The sequence below is a fragment of the Klebsiella sp. 141162 genome (genome assembly GCF_050600755.1).
GTDB classification, from domain to species: domain Bacteria; phylum Pseudomonadota; class Gammaproteobacteria; order Enterobacterales; family Enterobacteriaceae; genus Klebsiella; species Klebsiella aerogenes.
This window is the reverse complement of sequence record NZ_JAQIRI010000001.1, coordinates 1,336,442-1,353,642: the sequence shown is the minus strand read 5'-3', so window position 1 is coordinate 1,353,642 and position 17,201 is coordinate 1,336,442. Positions and strand designations below refer to the sequence as shown.

Annotated in this window: 18 protein-coding genes; 4 read left to right on the top strand and 14 right to left on the bottom strand. The window is 53.1% G+C overall.

Annotated features, from left to right (window positions below; all coding sequences use genetic code 11):
- Positions 1-14: 14 nt before the first annotated feature.
- Positions 15-179, top strand: a complete 165-nt coding sequence (locus PGR23_RS06370) for a hypothetical protein (RefSeq protein ID WP_074165369.1) — start codon at positions 15-17, stop codon at positions 177-179.
- Positions 180-216: 37 nt separating this feature from the next.
- On the opposite strand, the gene PGR23_RS06365 is transcribed toward PGR23_RS06370, so the two are convergent.
- Together PGR23_RS06365 and PGR23_RS06360 are read right to left on the bottom strand one after the other, a co-directional pair.
- Positions 217-1,362: a trans-sulfuration enzyme family protein gene (locus PGR23_RS06365; protein ID WP_396279706.1), complete on the bottom strand. Its 1,146-nt coding sequence runs from the start codon at positions 1,360-1,362 to the stop codon at positions 217-219.
- Positions 1,363-1,371: 9 nt separating this feature from the next.
- The gene (locus PGR23_RS06360; RefSeq protein WP_165430647.1) at positions 1,372-2,748 is read right to left on the bottom strand and encodes a pyridoxal-phosphate dependent enzyme; all 1,377 of its coding nucleotides are present in this window, start codon (positions 2,746-2,748) and stop codon (positions 1,372-1,374) included.
- A 352-nt stretch (positions 2,749-3,100) separates the two neighbouring features.
- Here PGR23_RS06360 and PGR23_RS06355 point away from each other — a divergent pair, with 352 nt between their 5' ends.
- Positions 3,101-3,586, top strand: a complete 486-nt coding sequence (locus PGR23_RS06355) for an E3 ubiquitin--protein ligase (protein WP_396280103.1) — start codon at positions 3,101-3,103, stop codon at positions 3,584-3,586.
- Between the two features lie 50 nt (positions 3,587-3,636).
- Here PGR23_RS06355 and PGR23_RS06350 read toward each other — a convergent pair whose 3' ends face one another.
- Positions 3,637-4,971 carry a gluconate:H+ symporter gene (locus tag PGR23_RS06350; protein WP_045394438.1) on the bottom strand — a complete coding sequence of 445 codons (1,335 nt, stop codon included), beginning with the start codon at positions 4,969-4,971 and terminating at the stop codon, positions 3,637-3,639.
- 71 nt (positions 4,972-5,042) lie between these two features.
- Positions 5,043-6,113, bottom strand: coding sequence for a mannonate dehydratase (gene uxuA, locus PGR23_RS06345; RefSeq protein WP_396279704.1), 1,071 nt, complete (start codon positions 6,111-6,113; stop codon positions 5,043-5,045).
- Positions 6,114-6,373: 260 nt separating this feature from the next.
- On the opposite strand from uxuA, the gene PGR23_RS06340 reads away from it, so the two are divergent.
- Positions 6,374-6,532 (top strand): YqaE/Pmp3 family membrane protein, encoded by a 159-nt coding sequence (locus tag PGR23_RS06340; RefSeq protein WP_002903230.1) that lies wholly within the window; start codon positions 6,374-6,376, stop codon positions 6,530-6,532.
- A gap of 54 nt (positions 6,533-6,586) precedes the next feature.
- On the opposite strand, the gene PGR23_RS06335 is transcribed toward PGR23_RS06340, so the two are convergent.
- The 4 genes from PGR23_RS06335 to PGR23_RS06320 all read right to left on the bottom strand — a co-directional run bounded on the left by PGR23_RS06335 (position 6,587) and on the right by PGR23_RS06320 (position 10,230).
- Positions 6,587-7,687: an NADH:flavin oxidoreductase/NADH oxidase gene (locus PGR23_RS06335; RefSeq protein WP_396279703.1), complete on the bottom strand. Its 1,101-nt coding sequence runs from the start codon at positions 7,685-7,687 to the stop codon at positions 6,587-6,589.
- A 118-nt stretch (positions 7,688-7,805) separates the two neighbouring features.
- Complete coding sequence (locus PGR23_RS06330; RefSeq protein ID WP_396279702.1) at positions 7,806-9,419, bottom strand: FAD-NAD(P)-binding protein; 1,614 nt, start codon at positions 9,417-9,419, stop codon at positions 7,806-7,808.
- A gap of 71 nt (positions 9,420-9,490) precedes the next feature.
- Positions 9,491-9,976, bottom strand: a complete 486-nt coding sequence (locus PGR23_RS06325; protein WP_047048257.1) for a GNAT family N-acetyltransferase — start codon at positions 9,974-9,976, stop codon at positions 9,491-9,493.
- Positions 9,964-10,230: a DUF1778 domain-containing protein gene (locus PGR23_RS06320; RefSeq protein ID WP_015705366.1), complete on the bottom strand. Its 267-nt coding sequence runs from the start codon at positions 10,228-10,230 to the stop codon at positions 9,964-9,966. The genes PGR23_RS06325 and PGR23_RS06320 overlap by 13 nt, the downstream gene beginning before the upstream one ends.
- A 272-nt stretch (positions 10,231-10,502) precedes the next feature.
- Between PGR23_RS06320 and PGR23_RS06315 the strand changes: the two genes are divergently transcribed.
- On the top strand, positions 10,503-11,738 hold the full coding sequence (locus tag PGR23_RS06315) for an MFS transporter (protein ID WP_047067471.1): 1,236 nt from the start codon (positions 10,503-10,505) through the stop codon (positions 11,736-11,738).
- Positions 11,739-11,783: 45 nt separating this feature from the next.
- Here PGR23_RS06315 and PGR23_RS06310 read toward each other — a convergent pair whose 3' ends face one another.
- The 6 genes from PGR23_RS06310 to surE form a co-directional block, all read right to left on the bottom strand.
- Entirely contained in the window at positions 11,784-12,281 is a 498-nt protein-coding gene (locus PGR23_RS06310; protein ID WP_047048263.1) for a GlcG/HbpS family heme-binding protein, read from the bottom strand.
- Positions 12,282-12,376: 95 nt separating this feature from the next.
- The gene (locus PGR23_RS06305) at positions 12,377-12,994 is read right to left on the bottom strand and encodes a response regulator transcription factor (RefSeq protein WP_047048266.1); all 618 of its coding nucleotides are present in this window, start codon (positions 12,992-12,994) and stop codon (positions 12,377-12,379) included.
- On the bottom strand, positions 12,994-14,313 hold the full coding sequence (locus tag PGR23_RS06300) for a sensor histidine kinase (protein ID WP_396279700.1): 1,320 nt from the start codon (positions 14,311-14,313) through the stop codon (positions 12,994-12,996). The genes PGR23_RS06305 and PGR23_RS06300 overlap by 1 nt, the downstream gene beginning before the upstream one ends.
- A complete protein-coding gene (locus PGR23_RS06295) occupies positions 14,310-14,897 on the bottom strand; it encodes a hypothetical protein (RefSeq protein WP_047048272.1) in 588 nt (195 codons plus the stop codon). The genes PGR23_RS06300 and PGR23_RS06295 overlap by 4 nt, the downstream gene beginning before the upstream one ends.
- Before the next feature lie 21 nt (positions 14,898-14,918).
- Positions 14,919-15,872, bottom strand: a complete 954-nt coding sequence (locus tag PGR23_RS06290; protein WP_047048276.1) for a hypothetical protein — start codon at positions 15,870-15,872, stop codon at positions 14,919-14,921.
- Between the two features lie 276 nt (positions 15,873-16,148).
- Entirely contained in the window at positions 16,149-17,018 is an 870-nt protein-coding gene (surE, locus tag PGR23_RS06285; protein WP_045394414.1) for a 5'/3'-nucleotidase SurE, read from the bottom strand.
- Positions 17,019-17,201: the final 183 nt, after the last annotated feature.

Genomic DNA, 17,201 nt, shown 5'->3' with positions numbered 1-17,201 from the left:
CGGAGAGCCAGACGATGAGCAGAGCGCATCACCATGAACTGGATAAACGCGGTAAACACCCGGCGCGCGAAGAGCCGGGTAAACACGGTGAGATCCCACGTAAACGGGATGATAGCGACGATCACAAAAGCGATCCCTATCATCCGACGGAAAACGCCAAAGCGGTATGTTTCTGCTGAAGCTCATGATACCCCGCGCGGTGCGCGGGGTTAGCGTTTACTCACGTAACGCGTTTCGCCAGTCAGCAATCAGGTCTTGCGGATCTTCAATACCTACCGAGAGTCGGATCAACTGCGGCGTTATGCCATTCGCCAGCCGCTGTTCCAGCGGAATGGAGGCGTGCGTCATGCTGAATGGCTGGCTCACCAGGCTTTCCACGCCCCCCAGGCTTTCCGCCAGCGTAAATAACCGTAGTTTTTTGATGATGCGCCCGGCGTAGTCATCATCTCCTTTGACCACAACGGAAATCATACCGCCTGGCAGGGCCATCTGTCGGCGAGCCAGATCGTGATGAGGATGGCTGGCGAGCCAGGGGAACCACACTTTCTCGACCTGCGGCTGCTGCTCCAGCCATTCCGCCAGCAGCAGAGCGTTGCTGCTATGACGTTCCACCCGTAGAGCCAGGGTGCGAATGCCGCGCAGGGTCAGGAAGCTGCTGAATGGGTCAAGTACGCCGCCGACGGCGTTTTGCAGATAGCCCAGCTTCTCGGCCAGCGCGGGGTTGTCGCCAACCACCGCCAGACCGGCAACCACGTCCGAGTGGCCGTTGAGATATTTGGTCGCCGAATGCACCACGATATCAAAGCCCAGTTCGATAGGGCGATGAATGATCGGTGAGGCGAAGGTATTATCGGTGACGCTGATAATGTTATGTCGACGGGCAATCGCGGCGATGGCGGTAAGGTCCGCCAGCTTTAATAACGGATTGGTCGGCGTTTCTACCCAAATCATCCGTGTATCAGGGCGGATTGCGGCTTCGATGCCTGGCAGATCGTCAGGTTTGACCCAAGTGACCTGTAACCCGGCACTACGACGGCGAACATTTTCAATCAGTCGGTATGTGCCGCCATAGACATCATCTACCGCTACCAGATGACTGTCCTTATCCAGCAGTTCCAGTACCGTGGAAATAGCTGCGAGGCCTGAAGCGAAAGCAAAACCCCGGCTACCGCTTTCCAGCTCAGCGATGGCCGTCTCCAGCGCGTGGCGGGTTGGATTACCACTACGTGAATATTCATAGCCGGTATGCTGACCCGGCGCGGGCTGGACAAAGGTGGAGGTGGCATAAATCGGCGGCATCACCGCGCCATGCTGGTCGTTAAAAATGCCGCTATGGACGCTGAGCGTCTGTAGGTTTTTCATGTTCGTTCCTTATTGTTCCAGTCGGTTACGCCAGGTGGTCAGGACGTCGCTACGGGTGATCAGGCCGATAAACCGATCGTTATCGGTGACGACCACGACGTGTCCACGGTCGAAGATATCTTTAAGCGCACTTTCCGGGGCGTGCTTATCCAGGGTTTCGACATGGCGGGTCATCGCCTCTCTGACCGGCAGCGCGAAACGCTGGCTGTCGCCCTGGACGTGGCTTATCAGATCCCATTCGTCGACGATGCCTACCACGTGACCGTTTTCCAGCACCGGCAGCTGGGAAAAATCGTACAGGCGCATACGAGCAAGGACGGCAGCCAGCGTATCGTCGGGCGCGGCGGTGACGGTTGCGCCTTCGTCATGACGCAGGGCAATAAAATCGCTAAGATCGCCGCGCGTCGGACGGCTTAGCAGACCTTGCTGGCGCATCCAGTCATCGTTGAACATTTTCGACAGGTACTTGTTACCGCTATCGCAGGCGAAGGTCACCACCCGTTTAGCGGTGGACTGCGCCTGGCAGTAACGCAGGGCTGCTGTCAGCAGGGTGCCCGTTGACGATCCGGCGAGGATACCTTCCACCTGCAGCAGTTGCCGGGCGGTGGCGAACGCTTCACGATCGGTCACCCGCCATGCTTTGCGTACTTTCTCCAGATGGGCGAGCGGGGGAATAAAATCTTCGCCGATCCCCTCCACCAGCCAGGAGCCGGTTTCACCGTATTGCCCGGTCTCTACCTGATCCGCCAGAATCGACCCCGCAGGATCGGCAAGAATAAATTCGGTTTTCGGCGAATGCTCCGCAAACCACGCCTGCAAACCGCCCAGGGTACCGCCTGAGCCGACACCGACCACCACGGCGTCAATATCGCCATCGAGCTGCTCAAACAGCTCCGGCGCGGTAGTGGTGGCATGAGCCAACGGGTTGGCTTCATTGTTGAACTGGTCAATATAAAACGCGCCCGGCGTTTCCTCCGCCAGACGGCGGGCGTAGTCCTGATAATAGGCGGGATGGCCTTTGTTGACGTCCGAGCGGGTTAACTGCACGGTGGCGCCCAGCGCGCGCAGATGGAAAATTTTCTCGCGGCTCATTTTGTCCGGTACCACCAGGATCAGTTTGTAGCCTTTCTGGGCGGCAATCAGCGCCAGCCCCAGCCCGGTATTACCGGCGGTGGCTTCAATGATGGTGCCGCCGGGGCGCAGTTTTCCCTGGCGCTCGGCTTCATTAATCATCGACAACGCCACGCGATCCTTTATCGAACCGCCGGGGTTTTGGTTTTCCAGTTTCAGGAACAGGCTGCACGGGCCGGTATCCAGTTTATGCAGCTGTAACAGCGGGGTATGACCAATCAGGTCGCTTACAGAGTGAAAGAGTGACATAACCATTTACCCATTCGTATCGAGATAGCTGAATGGTAGAACTGTAAAAACGGCATTTTAAAGAACATAAATCTGCCGTTTAGCGCAAAATGGAATATAAGATGCTTTTTAGCCATCCAGAAGGAAAGCAGGTTATCCGCCCGGGCGTATCGATTGCTGGAATAGCGGTTTTTTGCCTTGTTTTTAAGCAAATTAGCCGCTGTCTTTAACCTGTCTATGCGTTTTCCGGCAAAGCATTACTGAAAATTATCGATAGCTTGACTCTCCAGGCATAGCGATTATAAATAAATTGACTATGCCGATACGGCAAGGCTATGACCGTCACTGGATTACCACCTGGACCGATAAGGGAATACTGATGAAACTGTGGAATAAAACGCTGATTACCTCTGCATTGTGCCTGGCGTTGTTTGGCTGCGATGACTCATCGAAAGTCGACAATAAACTGGATCAGGCTAAAGATAACGCGGAACAAATTAAAGATGCGGCTGCCGATAAAGCGCGGGCCATTAAGCAAGAAGCGGATAAGCAGATCGACGACATCAAAACGCAGGCCAATAATGAAGCGGATAGCCTGAAAAACCAGGCCAGCAGTATTAAATCTGAAGCCGACAAGAAAGCCGACGCGATTGCCCAGGATGCGAAAAATAAAGCGGATGCGGTTAAACAGGATGCGCAGCAAAAAAGCGATGCGATCATGAAAGAGGCGGGAAAAATTAAAGATAACGCCATCGTTGAAGCCAACCAGCTTTCCGCCGATGCCGCCAATAAAACTAAAGAGATAAAAGAGAGTATCGCGCCGGAGCAAGCGCCAGCTCAGCAGACGCCGGCCGGCCAGCAGTAAGATACTGGACTGCTACCGCGGCGATACTATTCTCGCCGCGGTGTATTTTATCAGGAAATAAACAGACTCAGTAATAACACCATCAACAGACCCACCACCGAGTTGATAAGCTCCAGTAAGCCCCAGGTCTTAAAGGTATCGCGCATCGAGATACCAAACGTTTCCTTAAATAGCAGAAACCCGCCGTCATACATCAGAGTAATGGTATTGCTACCGCAGGCCACCGCCAGACACATCAGCGCCGGATTAAGGTGAAACGCGGTCACCATCGGCGAAACAATGCCGGCTGAAGTAATTGCCGCCACGGCGCCCTGGCCGGTAAGAATACGAATAATCGCCGTAATCAACCAGGCGATAATAAACGGCGACAGCGGGACGTGGCTCATCATCGTGACGATATGGTCGCCGACGCCGGAATCGATAATAACCTGTTTGAGAATGCCGCCGGCGCTGATGACGAACAGGACGTTGGCAATTCTGGCGACCGAATCCGTTACGCAGTGGTTAACCTGAACGGCATTCATACCGCGGCGGCAGCCGAGCAGCCAGATTGCGGCGCCGGTCGCCAGCAGCATGCTAATTTCCGCGCTGCCGAGAAACTGGAAGAATTTTGCCGCAGAAGAGGTCGCGCCAAACAGCGACTGAATCAGCGAAGACGCAATCATTAATATCGCGGGGATCAGCGGAATAGCAATACTGACCGCAAACGACGGCAGCGCCTCGGCGGGTTTCTCCTCCTGTGGTTTAATCATGGCATTCAGCTTCATCTCGCGGATGCCCGGAAGCCAGGCGGGTAATAAAATCCCCGCACAGAACAGCGCCGGGATGATAACGATAATGCCGTACAGATAAACCTGAACAATATCTGCCTGGAAGGCGCTGACTAATGCAACCGGCCCCGGCTGTGGCGGAAATAAACTATGGCCCATGGTGGCGCCGACGACCGTCGGTATAACCAGTTTCATCCACGGGATATTGGCTTTGCTGGCGATGTTGAGAACCAGCGGCATGGCAATCAAAAACGCCACTTCATAAAACATGGCGATGCCGAAGATGACGCCGATAAACATCAAGCCGACCGCCAGATAACGGGTGCCGCAACGCCTGATGACCGTATCGGCAATCTGCTGGCTGGCGCCGGATTCAGTCATGAATTTGCCGATGATAGCGCCGAATATAATGATCAGCGCCAGGTGTCCCATTATTCCGCCCAGTCCTTGCTGAACCATCGAGACGATTTTATCGAGGGGCACGCCCTCCATAATGGCGACAAACAGGCCGGCAATTAACAAGGCGAAAATATTGTGGACTTTGTATTTCAGATTCATGATGACCAGTAGCGCAATACCGACCACCACCCATAGCAGAGCCAGGGCTGGAGACATGGCATCCTCCCAACAGAGATTTTATTATATTTTCAGTGCCGGAGAACTCCGGCACCTGAGTGAAGAGCGGATCAGGCGTGCTGGTTTTCCAGCGCTTCCCATAATCCCAGCAGGTAAGTGGCGCCGAGCGCGCGATCGTACAGGCCGTATCCCGGGCGGCCGGTTTCACCCCAGATAAAACGGCCATGATCGGGACGAATATAGCCGTCGAAGCCGTTGTCGTGCAGCGCCTGCATCACCCGATACATATCGAGCGAGCCGTAGCGGGTAGGGTGCGCCGATTCGTAGAAATCTTTATCTTTTATGATTTTAATATTTCTCACATGAGCGAAATGAATGCGCCCGCGCTGGCTGAATTCCGCGAGGATTTGATAAACATTATTTTGCGGCTCCTCGGCAATAGAGCCGGTACATAAGGTAATTCCGTTTGCCGGTGAATCCACCGCGCGACACAACCAGTCGAGGTCGTCGCGGTTTTTAATAATGCGCGGCAGACCAAAAATGGAATACGGCGGATCGTCCGGATGAATGGCCATTTTCACGCCGACCTCTTCGCAGACCGGGATAATTTTTTTCAGAAAATAGAGCAGATTTTCTCGCAGTTTGTCATCATCGACCGCTTTATAGCTGTCGAATAGCGTCTGTACCTGCGCTAAACGTTCTGGCTCCCAGCCCGGCAGGGCATAGCCGTTGGCGTTGCTGAGCACTTCCGCAACAACCTGTTCCAGCGTTTTATCGATGCCGGCTTTTTCAAAAGCCATCGTCAGCGACCCGTCCGCCAGCCGGTAGTTCATGTCGGTTTTCATCCAGTCGAAAACCGGCATAAAGTTGTAGCAGATGACCTTAACGCCAAAGGCGGCGAGGTTACGGATAGTTTGCTGATAGTTGGCGATATAGCGATCGCGCTCCGGCAGCCCGATTTTAATCGCGTCGTGAATATTCACGCTTTCGATAACTTCCATCGTCAGACCGTTAGCGTGGGTCTGCTCGACTAACGCCTTAATTTTCTCCCGCGGCCAGACTTCGCCAACCGGAACGTCGTACAGCGCGCCGACCACACCTTCCACCCCCGGAACCTGACGGATCTGTTCAAGAGTGACTTTATCTTCGTCTGGCCCAAACCAGCGCATCGTCATTTGCATGAAAACTTTTCCTTACCGCGTTGTTTATAGTCTACTACCATACAAGTTGAATTAAGGATAACGACAATGCGTAGTGGAGGACATGATCGAACTCACAAAACCATACATCGGATGAATTGCACTCGCTGACGCAATAGTCATTACGAGATGCGTAAAATCGGGTAAAAAGGGCGGCTAACGTGGCGGCATCAGGTAGAATTACTATGCTTAGAGACGAGGTCTCTTTTTTAAGTCGTTAATTTTGTTTGTATGGAGAGTGTATGGGTTTCTGGAGAATCGTATTTACTATCATCCTGCCGCCGCTGGGCGTACTGCTGGGTAAAGGTTTCGGCTGGGCATTCATTCTGAATATAATTCTGACCTTGCTGGGCTACATTCCTGGTCTCATCCACGCGTTCTGGGTGCAAACCCGCGATTAACCCTGCCGTAATCTAGCGGCGCTGATGCGCCGCTATCATTCATATCGTTAAGCTTCAGCGATTAGCTTTTAACGTACCTTTCAGACCATGCGGCTCCGAGCGCAGATATTGCGGCGGCACGCTAACCTGGGCCCCCAGAGCAGCCGCAGCCTGCCACGGCCAGTGTGGGTTGTAGAGCGCAGCGCGGGCGATGGCAATCAGATCGGCGTCGCCGTTTACCAGGGCATCTTCAGCCTGCTGCGGTTCTGTGATTAACCCTACGCCAATGACCGGAACGTTGATCTGCTGGCGGATTTCATGGGCGAACGGTAATTGATAGCCAGGACCGACCTGAATCGCCTGCCGTGGCGACAATCCGCCGCTGGAAACGTGAATATAGTCGCAACCCAGCGCTTCAAGCTGCTGACTAAAGACGATGGATTGCGCGGTATCCCAACCGCCGTCCACCCAGTCCGTCGCCGAAAGTCGCACGCCGACGGCGATATTTTCGCTGACCGCCTCCCGTATTGCCTGGAAAACCTCCAGCGGGAAACGTAAGCGGTTCTCCAGCGAACCGCCGTATTCATCTGTACGCTGGTTGCTCAACGGGGAGAGGAACTGATGCAGCAGATAGCCGTGCGCGGCATGCAGCTCTATCAGTTCAATTCCCAGGCGTTCGGCGCGTCGCGCGCTATCAACAAAGGCTTGCTTAAGCCGCGCCAGATCGTCATGGCTCAGCGCTTTCGGCGCCCGGTCGCCGTCATGGAATGCCAGCGCGGATGGGGCGACGGTTTGCCATCCGCCGTTATCCAGCGCTAACTGACCGCCGCCAAGCCAGGGTGCAGCGGCGGAAGCTTTGCGCCCGGCATGTCCCAGCTGGATACCGATGCGGGTTGTTGAATAGGCGCGAACATCTTCCAGTACCCGGTACAGGGCGGCTTCGGTTTCATCGTCCCACAAGCCGACGTCCGCCGGGGAGATGCGGCCCGCAGGCTCGACGGCGCTGGCTTCGATAATTAATAAACCGGCGCCGGAAAAAGCCAGTTGTCCGAGATGAATGCGGTGCCAGGCGGTTGCTTTGCCATTATCCGCCGAGTACTGGCACATCGGGGCGATGACAATACGGTTTTCCAGCTCCAGTTTGCCAATTCGCGCAGGGCTAAATAGTTGACTCATAAGTACCTCGTAAGCGTTGTGCTGCCTGATGACCTTTAGTTGTAGCATGCCTGAATGGCGGCCTCTTTTCCGTTGTTGCGCTTAAGACGCTGTTCGTCGTTATTCGCATGCTGATGGATCACCACTCATCGCTGAACCACAGCTTGCGCCGGCGACCGCTGGCCTGTTGTGAAACCGCTCTCGCCATCGCGGCGCCGATTTCCACGCTGGCGACGAGGCCCTGAACGAAAGGGCGGTCATGCATCAACCACGGCAGCGCGCCGAAGGCAATGCGTCCGCGAGCGCACGCCGGCGCCTGCAGGGTGTAATCGTCACCAATATCCGGGATTTCATCACCACAGGCGAGAAGCTGCTGGCGCAGCGTCGGGAAAGGGATGTCTTTACTCTTCAGCGCCTTTTGGCCTCTGGCGTCAATAAAGACGTCAAATTCGCTGCGTTGATTGTGATGGTGGATGACCGTTCGTTGTGGTTGAACTTCCAGTTGATAATCGGACCCCAGCGGCAGAATACTAATAAGCCCTGCCTCCCGTAACGCCAGCAGGCGGCGAATCGATTCCGACGGAATGGCCGCGTAATTATCGATAAATACCCGGGCGAGCCCTGTTTTAAAGCGTTCACGATCGCGTTCGTTAAGATGCGGCGCAATCATCTCAATCACTTCATGCAATCGCAGAATGGTATACCGCCACGGCACGGTATGCTGTTGCTGTTTGTTGCGTTCCACTTCCTGCAAATTGGCTTGCGCCCAGGCGAAGGGATCGTGGCGTTTTCTGTCGACAAACCAGGCGTCGCTGAATGTATCCGCGGTGAGCTGGCGTAACCCTATCTGCTTGCACCAGTGCGGCGCGGCGAGTTCCAGCTCTTTGACGATAAGTTGGAATACACGATCCAGCAATCCCTCGCTCCCCTCGGCAATGGCCGCTTCCAGCGCCTGATGGGTGACTATCTCCAGCGGTTCATAGGGGATGGGGCAGTAGAAATCGGCCTCGGGCAGAATGCCGTTTCGCGACATCAGAGTAATGTGGAGTTTGTGGCTGGCGTCATTAAGCCGAAAATGGACGCTCTCATCCTCGTCAGTCGTAAAGTGGCCATGCTGAATGACGACGGCGACGGCGGCATCAATGCCGCTGAGTGACGTCCCCATGATACCGACCCGGCACGGGGCTATCTGCGCCTGCATCAAGCCGCTCCAGGGACTGGGATAATATTCGCGGGGGGAATCATCATCCTGCGGCCAAAGATGTCCGGTGGCGATAACGGCAAAATCCGCGCGTTCCGCTGTGGGCGCGTGGTTAACCCACAGTTTGACGCCATCCTGTTCTGCCTGGATATCGGTCACCTCGCAGGACTCGCGCACGCTAACTTTGAACCCCGCTAACCTTGCTTTCTCTAACAGCGCGAGAAACCGATCGCGATAATAGTCGCCGAGGATCACACGCGGTAAAAACTGCCGCTCATGTAAGGCCTCACGCTCAATGCCATACCGGGTGAGCCAGTCTTCGCTCTGATTTTGTAGCCACGTCAGATAGGTAATATAGATGGGGGGGATTTCGATACTGGCGATATTCGCCAGCATTTGCGCTGAATTATGCTCATCGTTATAAGGCATGCCGACGCCAGCCTCTTCACCCTGCTCGTAGAGCACTATCTCCAGCGGCTCACCCCGTTCAACCAGGGAATGAAAGGTATATATCCCGGTCGGCCCGACGCCGACAATCGCCACTTTCTTCATCGTTATCCTTCCTTTGGTGCGGTTCCCGAACTGAAAGATAAGTGTGGTAGAGAAAATGACGAAAGGTGGAGTTATTTAGGCAAAGCGAGGAAAAGTGTGCGTTCCTGGGTGGTTGAGGCTTTGAATCCGTGGTGTAGATAGAATCGTTTCGCGCTATCGGTCAGAGCATGGACCATCAGGGCACGTACGCCAACATTTTCGGCAACGCGATAACTGCGTAAGAGCGCATCATGGAGTAGATCGGCCCCCAGCCCCTGTCCGTGAAAAGCGCAGTCGATCGCCAGGCGGGCGAGAATGATGACCGGGATAGGATCGGGCATATTGCGCCGCAGGCCGCCAGTGGCTTCCGTGTGATTAACGCTGCCGGTTGCTAACGAATAAAACCCCACCACCTGGTGGCTATCTTCCTTGCAGACCACAAAGGTTCTCGCGGCGCCCTGAGCCTGGTTTTTCAATCCTCGCTGTTTTAGCCATTGATCGAGAACCGTTTCTCCACAACAAAATTCCGCAATCTGGTGGTGTGAAGATAGCGGCGTCGGCGCGCTTACTTTTCCCATTGCGGTTTTCTCGCCAGCAATTTATCGAGAGCGGGGTTAGCTTCAACCGGCGCATCCAGCATGTCGATAAATTCGGCGTATTGTTCATCGCTTAAGTTAAACACCCGACGGTCGAGAATGACGTTTTCTGCCGCCTGGCAGGCCATCTCAAGAATAAAGTCGGTCCGCGATTTATGCAGAATTTCAGCGGCCGCATCAATCAGCGCCCGCTGGGACTCCTTCGCCCGGATGTTGAGTTGGATATCTGATTTCATCTTCTTTTCCCGTATAGCAATTGGTATACAGCTCATTGTAGAACAGCTGTATATCAAATGCTATACATTCTGCCTGCGCGGGGTATCAGGGGACATATACTTAATTTGAAACAAATTAGCATGCTAATTAACTTGCAGCCATACGATTGTTGGGTGTATTTAACATATGGGTAACTTAAGAAACTTTACATTTACATATGCAGTTGGCCCTGCATGTTCTTTCGGCTAGCTGCTACATCTCCAGGCCGCTGTGCCAGGATAGGGATAACACGATGTTAGGCTGGACTTCACTACAGCGCAATGCCGCCATTGCCAGCTTCTTAAGCTGGACACTTGATGCCTTCGATTTTTTCCTCCTCGTCTTCTTACTGAGTGACATTGCCCAGACGTTTCACGTTGGGCTGGAAAAGGTCACGCTGGCGATATTACTGACGCTTGCCGTACGGCCTATCGGCGCGCTCATTTTTGGTCGGCTCGCCGAGAAATATGGCCGTAAGCCGATCCTGATGTTGAATATCATCTTCTTTTCGATATTCGAGCTGTTGTCCGCCGCGGCGCCGTCATTAACGATTTTTCTGGTTTTAAGAGTGCTGTATGGCGTGGCGATGGGCGGTATTTGGGGCGTGGCGTCGTCGCTGTCAATGGAAACCATTCCGGATCGTTCCCGGGGGCTGATGTCAGGAATTTTCCAGGCCGGTTATCCGTTTGGCTATCTGATTGCCGCCGTCGCTTATGGGCTGCTATTTGATTTACTCGGCTGGCGCGGGATGTTTGTTATCGGCGCTGCGCCTATTTTGCTGCTGCCGTTTATCTGGTTCTGCGTGCAGGAGTCACCGGTATGGCTGGCGTCACGGGCGAAAAAGGAGAGCACGGCGCTACTGCCGGTACTGAAAACGCACTGGAAATTGTGCTGTTATCTGGTGGTACTGATGGCGGCGTTCAACTTTTTTTCCCACGGCACCCAGGACCTGTATCCGGTATTTTTGAAAGTGCAGCACGGCTTTGATCCGAAAACGATCAGTATTATTGCGGTCACTTACAATATTGCGTCGATCATCGGCGGGGTGCTGTTCGGTTCGCTTTCCGAGAAGATTGGTCGTAAAAAGGCCATTATAACCGCCTCGCTGCTGGCGCTACCGGTTATCCCGCTGTGGGCATTCGCTAGCGGTTCACTGATGTTGGGAATCGGCGCATTCCTGATGCAGTTCATGGTTCAGGGCGCCTGGGGCGTGGTCCCGACCTATCTGAATGAACTCGTTCCAGCGAATACCCGGGCGGTGCTGCCGGGCTTTGTGTATCAACTGGGTAATCTTATTGCTTCGGTTAATGCGACTTTGCAGGCCACGATCGCGGAACATCATGGTCAGAACTATGGACTGGCGATGGCAATTGTTGCCGGTACGGTAGCGATCATTATCGCGATACTGACCTTCTTTGGTCAAGAAAGTCGGGCGAAGAAGATAAGCGGGGCGGTTGAGCAAAACGCCATGCAGCATGTGAGTCGGTAACCCGCTATGGCAAAGCGGGTAGCAATAGTCTACCCGCGCTTTGGATTAGCCCTGGTTAAGTTCGCCTTCGATAGATTTCAACCCGGCAATTGCGCAGGCTTCGTCAAAATTTCCCCCCGGCGCGCCGCCGACGCCAACCGCGCCAATGACCTGGTTGCCCATCTTAACCGGCACTCCGCCAGCTAATAGCAGAAAACCGGGTATATCGCGCAGGTTCGCGGCTCCGGCGTTGGACTGAGAACCTTTCATGACAGCGCTGGTGGCGTTTTTAGTGGTTAGCGCGGTGAATGCTTTCATACGGCTGGCTTCGACGGTATGCGGGCCGGCATTATCCATTCTCTTCATCAATAGTGGCGTACCGGAACGGTCGACCAGAGTGACGGCGACGTTATAGCCATCTTTGACGCAGGCCTGAAGCGTGCTTTGCGCGATTTTATCCGCGAGCTCAAGTGACAAATTTTGCTGGCTGAGTACGCCCGTGGCGGCGCAGGCGGTAGTGACCAGACTACCGAGCAGAATGGTGCTAAGAAGAATACGTTTCATAGTGATGCTCCGTCGTGTTGAGTGGCGATAGGCCAATACTAGGGCGCAGGGAGCATGGCGACTATTGCCGCGAATACCGAACGTACCAGGTATTTTTACTTAGAACCACTGGCGACATCAGCGTAAATCTTTAACAGTTTGGGCAGCGAGTTAACTTCAAGCTTGCTAAAAATATTGGCGCGATGCGCTTCGACGGTACGCGGCGATAGCGAGCATAAACGGGCGATTTCTTTACTGGAATATCCCTGAATCAACTGCTGGAGCATTTCATGTTCGCGGGCGGTAAGTGTGGCGAGCTTTTCCTGCAGCGGCAGTAATATTTGTTGTCGTTCGAGATGCGCTTTTTGCTGCGCCATCGCTTCGCCGACCACTTCGAATAGCAGGTCGGCATCAATGGGTTTGGTTAAAAATTCAAAGGCGCCATTTTTGAAGGCGCGACGGCATAAATCAATATTACCGTGCCCGGTCATAATAATAACCGGTAAGGTTAAACCCAGCCGGCGCCACTCATCGAGCAGCGTCAGCCCGGTTTTCCCCGGCATGCGGATATCCAGCAGCATACAGCCGGTTAATTCAGCAAGATTCCCTGCCTGATGTTGAAAAGCGTGTGCGCTATCAAAAGCCTGCGCCTGCCAGCCAACGGTTGAGAGCAGCAGACTCAATGAATCGCGGATTGCCGCATCGTCATCTATTAACCAGATATACTGTTCCATTACTTTTCCTCCGTGCGTAGCGGAAACCATAGCCGGAAGCAGGCGCCTTGTCCGGTGATATTGCTCGCTTCTATCGTGCCATTAAGGCGCTGGACGAGAGTATCGGTGAGGGCCATGCCCAACCCAACGCCGTCGCTACGGGTGGTATAAAACGGCATAAATATCTGCTCCAGCGCTTCAGTCGATAACCCTGGTCCGCCATCAGTAATAGTTAAGGTAATACCGTCATTCACTCGCTCAGCTTGCAAATGAATCCATGCGCTACCGGGAGCATTTGCGCCTTGCGCCTGAATGGCATTGCTGGCGATATTATGCAGTATTTGCTCCACCCATAGCGGCGGCGCAGGAAGCGCGGGGAGGTCCGACGGAAAATGGCTGGAGATACGAACTTTCCCCGCGCCGATCTCGTTATCCAGTAATTCGCAAACGCGTAGCCACAGGGACGCAAGGTCCACCGGCTGATATTCGGCGCGCTTACTAGTGAGCTTGAGACGAAACTGGCTGAGCAGGGCGTCAATGCGTTTTATCTGCAACACTGAGGCCTCAAGTAGTTCGGGGATCCGCACGGGATCATTTTTTTTAATCAGGCGCACTGCCGCCTGGTTATAGCTCATGATGGCGGTCAACGGTTGATTAAGCTCATGTACGATGCCGGCGGCCAGTTCGCCCATGGTATTAAGACGAGTAAGTTCGCCATAGCGAGAGCGTAAATCGGCGATATCCCGTCGGCGTTTATTGGTTCGATACTGATTAACGAGATAGATAATCACCGCCCAGAACAGTGCCGGTGAAAGTATCAGCCACCACGGCAGTTGATGCCACTGCGGGTTATCGCCTGCGCTAATCCGCAGCGGCTGCGTCGGGCTGGCGACGGTTTTCTCCCAACGCCACCAGGTGTTGGCAGAGGCGGTACCTTCCTCAAGCAACGTGGTATCGTCCCAGAGAATGGCAAGATGTTTGAATGTCTTTTTCTCATTGAGACTGTTAAGTAGGGTGTTCAAATCAATCAGCAGGGAGATGCCCGGAAGATTCAGCCAGTAGCGTGCAGGGCTTTGCGCGACGATGGGGCGTCGCGGTTCAAGGGAATCGTAGCGGCGCCATTGCACGATTTGCGGCAGGATCTGCTGGACTTCGGCGGCATTTTGACCGGCCGGAAGCAGGGGGATGATGGCATCGTGCTGCGACACCTTTACCGTGATTTCTCGATACAGGATGCGGAAGTCGGCGGAGCGCGCGTCATATTGCTGTTGAAGAAACCAGGCGCCAAGCCCCGTCGAGCTTAACAACGTCAGCATGAGCCAGCAGAGGTTTTTTATCATATCGCATTTTGTGCATGATGTTTTAATTGCCAGCGCCAAACTCGATTATGTAAATAAAATGCTGAGGTTTTTACAAACATAGCGCTGTTAATGAGTTTGATGCTCCCAGCGCTAAACAATACACCAACCAAAGCACTTATAAGCAAACCGGCATGCCCGCCAAATATGAATACCGAAATGAATGCGTAAACGAGATTTCCCGCGGCGAGCGCGGCGGTCAGGAAAATCAGACCTAGATAGAACTTAAGCGCCGCCAGAAAACCCCGAGAGAACAGCGTCATCGACGGGAAGATCAGCAGACAATAGAGTAAACCTGTGGGGATGATACCAGCAAAAACAGCATGCGCGGGCCAGGAAAACCACTGAAAGATGGCTCCCCAAAGCGTTAGCTGCGGCATAGCAAAACTTATTACGCTTAACAGCGCGCTTAAAATAAAAGGCACGCCAGCCGTATGCAACCCGACAGGCGTTCCCATACGCTCCATCAAGTACATTTTCGCGGACTCTAACTGCTTAGGATCCTGCTCCTTTATCCTTTGCTCAACGATGGTGCCCAGTTTGAGACTGTCATTAATATATTTCATTATGCCGAGTGCTTTAACTATCTAAAATGAGAACGACTGTATAACGCCGATGACGTACTTACCGGATTGCGTCATATTTTGCGGGTGGCGTATTGTTCCGGTGAGCGCGCTCCCCGCGAAGGCTGAGGTATTAATAACCGCATTCGTTAATTCGCGCTGCAAAGAACGCTGTATAGCCTCAGACGGGAAACGCTTAGGGTAAAGCTGCGCCTGCATGGCCGCCTTAATTCCACCGTTAGAAATTCCTGGATTTTGGGCGCGGATGATTTCTTCTGTAATACGCTTACGCTCGGCCCGGCTCAGACTTTTGAGCCAGTTTATCGCCCCGGAGGAGGAACTGGCTTTCATTAATTTATATGTTGCAATGGTACTTTTTAAACCCGCACCAGCGCCAGCTAAAGAAACGATATCCAGGGCTGTTGAGGTTGCGGTATACCAGTCCTGGCTGTCAAGCCAGGCAATATCCTCCTCATGGCCGATACCGATAGCTAACAGACGTCCGCTACCGATAAAACACTGTAAACCGGTAGCCACACCACCTGCAGTGATCATTGCTGCCACCACGCCTGAGGCTCCGGCGGTGAGGGGGATGGCCGCGCCAGCTCCAAGCGCTAAAAAGACAGTGACCACGGCAGCGCCGCAGGCTATAGCCGTGGAGGTAATTTCATTAGCCAGTGACGGTGCTTGTAGCGTTTTGATCGTGGCTTTTGCGGCATTGTGCGGCGTCGAGGATGCAATTTTTGTCACGATAACATGGCTAACGCTACTTTGGTTTGGTGTGGCGATTCTACGTGAAGGGCGCACAAGCCAGCGATTCATTCCGTCGGAATAGATTATCCCGGCTTGAGAGAAATCACGGGAGCAGTCCAGTTGTGCGGCCAGCGCGGTAAAATCAAAATCACTACCAGAGGCTAGTCCCAGGCTACGAGCAAACCCATAGTCGGGCAGATTTGAAGAATGTGCAGGGAAGGTCATGAGCTGCTCGCTACGTGAATTGTGGAATTATAGAAAAATGAGGTTAGATGTTAAAAAAACCATAAACAACCAGGAATAGTCCGAAATAGACTAACTTTTGAACTCAATCAAGTATTTACCTGATATTGGAAGGGTACGCGTCGTACAGTACGGATGAGGGCTTGAGCAATATAATTAGGCGGTGATGAAAAATTGAAAACATCGCCTGCCAGCGATTTAGTGTATCGCCGGCAGGAACGAAGTGGATGGTACAAAGTTGTGAAATAAACTGGTGAATTATTTATTCAGCAGTGCTTCATATTGCGCCTGAAATTGCGGCGCGTTCGTTGCCCCATCAAAGAGGGTGTAGGTGATATAACCTTTATTAAGCCAGCCGGAATCGGTATCGTTCTCAACGTTCTTTAACGATGCCGGGTTGATGATTTGTTTGGCGCGTCCATCAGGTAAAATATCATAACCAATCTGTGGGGTAGGGAACATCTCATTTTCGATATAGTGCACACCTTTAATTTTTGATTTTGGCAGCGGCGGATAGTTAATGCTTAAACCCGATCCTTTAGGCACCAAAGGTGAACCAGGAACATGATTACGATTCAGGGTCTCAACAACCTCAACCACATAATCCACCGCATCAGGCCAATATTTATGTGTGCTTGGCCATTTATTCTTCATTTCATCTTCGGTAAAGATATACCCAATGCTGGCCGCAATCGCCGGGAAACCATAACGTACAGCCCTGGCTGCCGCACTTACCGTCCCTGAATTGACCTGGGCCATCCCGGTATTCGGGCCATCGTTGACGCCAGAGATAACCAGGTCCGGCTGATTATTAATGAGTAGTCCCCGTAAGCCGAAATCAACCGCATCAGCAGGCGTTCCCGGGAAGCAGTAGCGTTTATCAGCAGCTTTCTTTACATCAAAGATTTTACCCGTTTTGAAGGTAATGGCCGAACCGATGCCGCTCTGATTGGTGGCAGGAGCGACCATCCATACCTCAAAACCTTTTTGCGTGAGTTTTTCCTGAAGCGAAATACTGCCCGGAGATTCGCAACCATCGTCGTTTACAATCAAAATTTTAAGCGGGGCGGCGCTTACGGTGAAAGTGAATGCAGAGATCAGCGCTGCGGCAATACATGACTTGTTCATCGAAACTCCTGTTAATCCTAGGGTAGATACAATGCAAAAAAAAACCTAAGGCCGCTCCTGCAACGAGTACAGAAACGGCCTTAGGTTTTGCCTGAAAAAGTAACAATCCCAAGTGAATTTAAAATACGTACTGCAGATATTTACGTCCAGACGGAAATACGGTTGATATGAGGAGGATCACAT

Bases quoted from the DNA above. Each gene is read 5' to 3' on its own strand.
- PGR23_RS06290 (WP_047048276.1), bottom strand. From the start codon at position 15,872: ATGACCTTCCCTGCACATTCTTCAAATCTGCCCGACTATGGGTTTGCT.
- surE (WP_045394414.1), bottom strand. From the start codon at position 17,018: ATGAACAAGTCATGTATTGCCGCAGCGCTGATCTCTGCATTCACTTTC.
- PGR23_RS06355 (WP_396280103.1), top strand. From the start codon at position 3,101: ATGAAACTGTGGAATAAAACGCTGATTACCTCTGCATTGTGCCTGGCG.
- PGR23_RS06335 (WP_396279703.1), bottom strand. From the start codon at position 7,687: ATGAGTCAACTATTTAGCCCTGCGCGAATTGGCAAACTGGAGCTGGAA.
- PGR23_RS06315 (WP_047067471.1), top strand. From the start codon at position 10,503: ATGTTAGGCTGGACTTCACTACAGCGCAATGCCGCCATTGCCAGCTTC.
- PGR23_RS06300 (WP_396279700.1), bottom strand. From the start codon at position 14,313: ATGATAAAAAACCTCTGCTGGCTCATGCTGACGTTGTTAAGCTCGACG.
- PGR23_RS06310 (WP_047048263.1), bottom strand. From the start codon at position 12,281: ATGAAACGTATTCTTCTTAGCACCATTCTGCTCGGTAGTCTGGTCACT.
- PGR23_RS06365 (WP_396279706.1), bottom strand. From the start codon at position 1,362: ATGAAAAACCTACAGACGCTCAGCGTCCATAGCGGCATTTTTAACGAC.
- PGR23_RS06295 (WP_047048272.1), bottom strand. From the start codon at position 14,897: ATGAAATATATTAATGACAGTCTCAAACTGGGCACCATCGTTGAGCAA.
- PGR23_RS06350 (WP_045394438.1), bottom strand. From the start codon at position 4,971: ATGTCTCCAGCCCTGGCTCTGCTATGGGTGGTGGTCGGTATTGCGCTA.
- uxuA (WP_396279704.1), bottom strand. From the start codon at position 6,113: ATGCAAATGACGATGCGCTGGTTTGGGCCAGACGAAGATAAAGTCACT.
- PGR23_RS06325 (WP_047048257.1), bottom strand. From the start codon at position 9,976: ATGGGAAAAGTAAGCGCGCCGACGCCGCTATCTTCACACCACCAGATT.
- PGR23_RS06370 (WP_074165369.1), top strand. From the start codon at position 15: ATGAGCAGAGCGCATCACCATGAACTGGATAAACGCGGTAAACACCCG.
- PGR23_RS06320 (WP_015705366.1), bottom strand. From the start codon at position 10,230: ATGAAATCAGATATCCAACTCAACATCCGGGCGAAGGAGTCCCAGCGG.
- PGR23_RS06305 (WP_047048266.1), bottom strand. From the start codon at position 12,994: ATGGAACAGTATATCTGGTTAATAGATGACGATGCGGCAATCCGCGAT.
- PGR23_RS06360 (WP_165430647.1), bottom strand. From the start codon at position 2,748: ATGGTTATGTCACTCTTTCACTCTGTAAGCGACCTGATTGGTCATACC.
- PGR23_RS06340 (WP_002903230.1), top strand. From the start codon at position 6,374: ATGGGTTTCTGGAGAATCGTATTTACTATCATCCTGCCGCCGCTGGGC.
- PGR23_RS06330 (WP_396279702.1), bottom strand. From the start codon at position 9,419: ATGAAGAAAGTGGCGATTGTCGGCGTCGGGCCGACCGGGATATATACC.